The organism is Streptomyces sp. NPDC002176, assembly GCF_044903645.1.
Lineage (GTDB): Bacteria > Actinomycetota > Actinomycetes > Streptomycetales > Streptomycetaceae > Streptomyces.
In genome coordinates, this window is the sequence record NZ_JBJDQW010000014.1 from 1 (window position 1) to 1494 (window position 1494).

General features: G+C 35.9%; 4 protein-coding genes. All 4 read left to right on the forward strand.

Annotated features, from left to right (window positions below; genetic code table 11):
• The first annotated feature begins 39 nt into the window (after positions 1 to 39).
• Genes ACI2LY_RS30140 through ACI2LY_RS30155 form a run of 4 tightly spaced genes read left to right on the forward strand, consistent with a single transcriptional unit; the run spans position 40 to position 1103 of the window.
• Entirely contained in the window at positions 40 to 234 is a 195-nt protein-coding gene (locus ACI2LY_RS30140) for a hypothetical protein (protein ID WP_005230762.1), read from the forward strand.
• A gap of 54 nt (positions 235 to 288) precedes the next feature.
• Entirely contained in the window at positions 289 to 495 is a 207-nt protein-coding gene (locus ACI2LY_RS30145; RefSeq protein ID WP_355164515.1) for a hypothetical protein, read from the forward strand.
• Positions 473 to 772: an ImmA/IrrE family metallo-endopeptidase gene (locus tag ACI2LY_RS30150; protein ID WP_355164516.1), complete on the forward strand. Its 300-nt coding sequence runs from the start codon at positions 473 to 475 to the stop codon at positions 770 to 772. The genes ACI2LY_RS30145 and ACI2LY_RS30150 overlap by 23 nt, the downstream gene beginning before the upstream one ends.
• A gap of 19 nt (positions 773 to 791) precedes the next feature.
• Complete coding sequence (locus ACI2LY_RS30155; RefSeq protein WP_355164517.1) at positions 792 to 1103, forward strand: hypothetical protein; 312 nt, start codon at positions 792 to 794, stop codon at positions 1101 to 1103.
• The last annotated feature ends 391 nt before the right edge of the window (positions 1104 to 1494 follow it).

Here is a 1494-nt window from a genome sequence, read left to right on the forward strand (position 1 = left end):
AGTCAGTAATCGGAAGAAATTACCAACTAGGAGGAATTGATGATGAACGCAGAAGAAAGAGTTTGGGAAAGAAAAGAAGAAACATTAACTAGGTATAGAAGCTTTGAAAAAGGCTTGGCAGTTGATACTGGTTATGATGCTAAGAAACTTGCTAAAGTCTGTGAAGAAGAAGGCACTACATTAGAAAAATTCAGTGAATATGCGCAAAAAAGGGTTGGAACGTACAAACAATGAGTCCACTATACACCAAAATAGTTAACTAAAAAAATATAAAGGAGCGATTTAAGAATGAAAAAATATAATGTGCTGGTCGAAACAGAAAGTGGACAGCTTTTCCTATTCCCAATGAAGGCAGAGAGTGCTAAGCATGCTAATGCATTAGTGATGAGAGAAAGTGTACGTCATGATTTTTTAAATGGAGTTGAGATTGCGACTATTGCTGTTTTTGAAGAAGGGAATTCGGTGAATAAACTTGAAAATACCATCAGAGATTAAGGTTGCCGGCATCAACTATCAAGTAAGTATTGCTGACCATTTGCCTAGCGAAGACGCAGGTTACAAATGGGGAGAGTGCAATTACCAAGATGCTGAGATTCGCATTTGGAATGAATTATCAGACCAAAAAAAGGATCAGACATTTGTTCATGAATTGACTCACGCTATATTCCATGAAGCAGGAATTGATGATCAGGATGAGGATCAAATTAACCGAGTAGGGATGGTGCTGTATCAAGTCTTGCGAGACAATGCATTCCACTATCCGACGAAATAGCAGAAAGCGAGGAATGAATGTGAGTGAAGTGTTATATAGACTAGAACAATCAATTTTGAATGAGCCAGATAGTTTCTCTATGTATAAAGATGACTTACTTGGCTGGATTGAATTGTTGAAAGAAAAACAACCGCAACTCAACGAGAATCAAGAAAATGTTTTATTAATTATGAAGAACATCCAAAAAAGATGGCCGCATTTCCACCCCTCTATAGTTGTTGATGAATTAATTGGATTGGAAAGTGAGTATCACGATGCATTAAGTAAAACAGAAGAATTGCAAGTATTCAAAATTTTTATGATTTGGGCTTTAGAACAGGAGGCAGAGTGATGTTCTTAAAATTAGCTTGTTGGATAGCGGAAAAGCATGGATTCATATTGATAAAAAGCAAAGTACCCAACTACTTGGGTAATGAAATACTGTTGGTGGAATGGGTAAAAGTCGAAATAAGTAACACTTACTATGATAGACCGAAAATAACGATGGAAGGTGAGTTACCTTACGTTGATTTGGAACAGAAGGAAGAGTGATGGAGAAAATAAACCATGTCTATCTAGTATATGTCGAAAATCCATTTACTGGAAATGTGCAATTAAAGAAGGTTTGTAAAGGCTTAAAATTAGCGAAAAAATGGGTAAAAGAATTTGAAGAAAAAACGATACATTTGCACAAATCGAAATAATGCCAGTTGAACAAGAAGAATAATTCCATAATCGTCAGC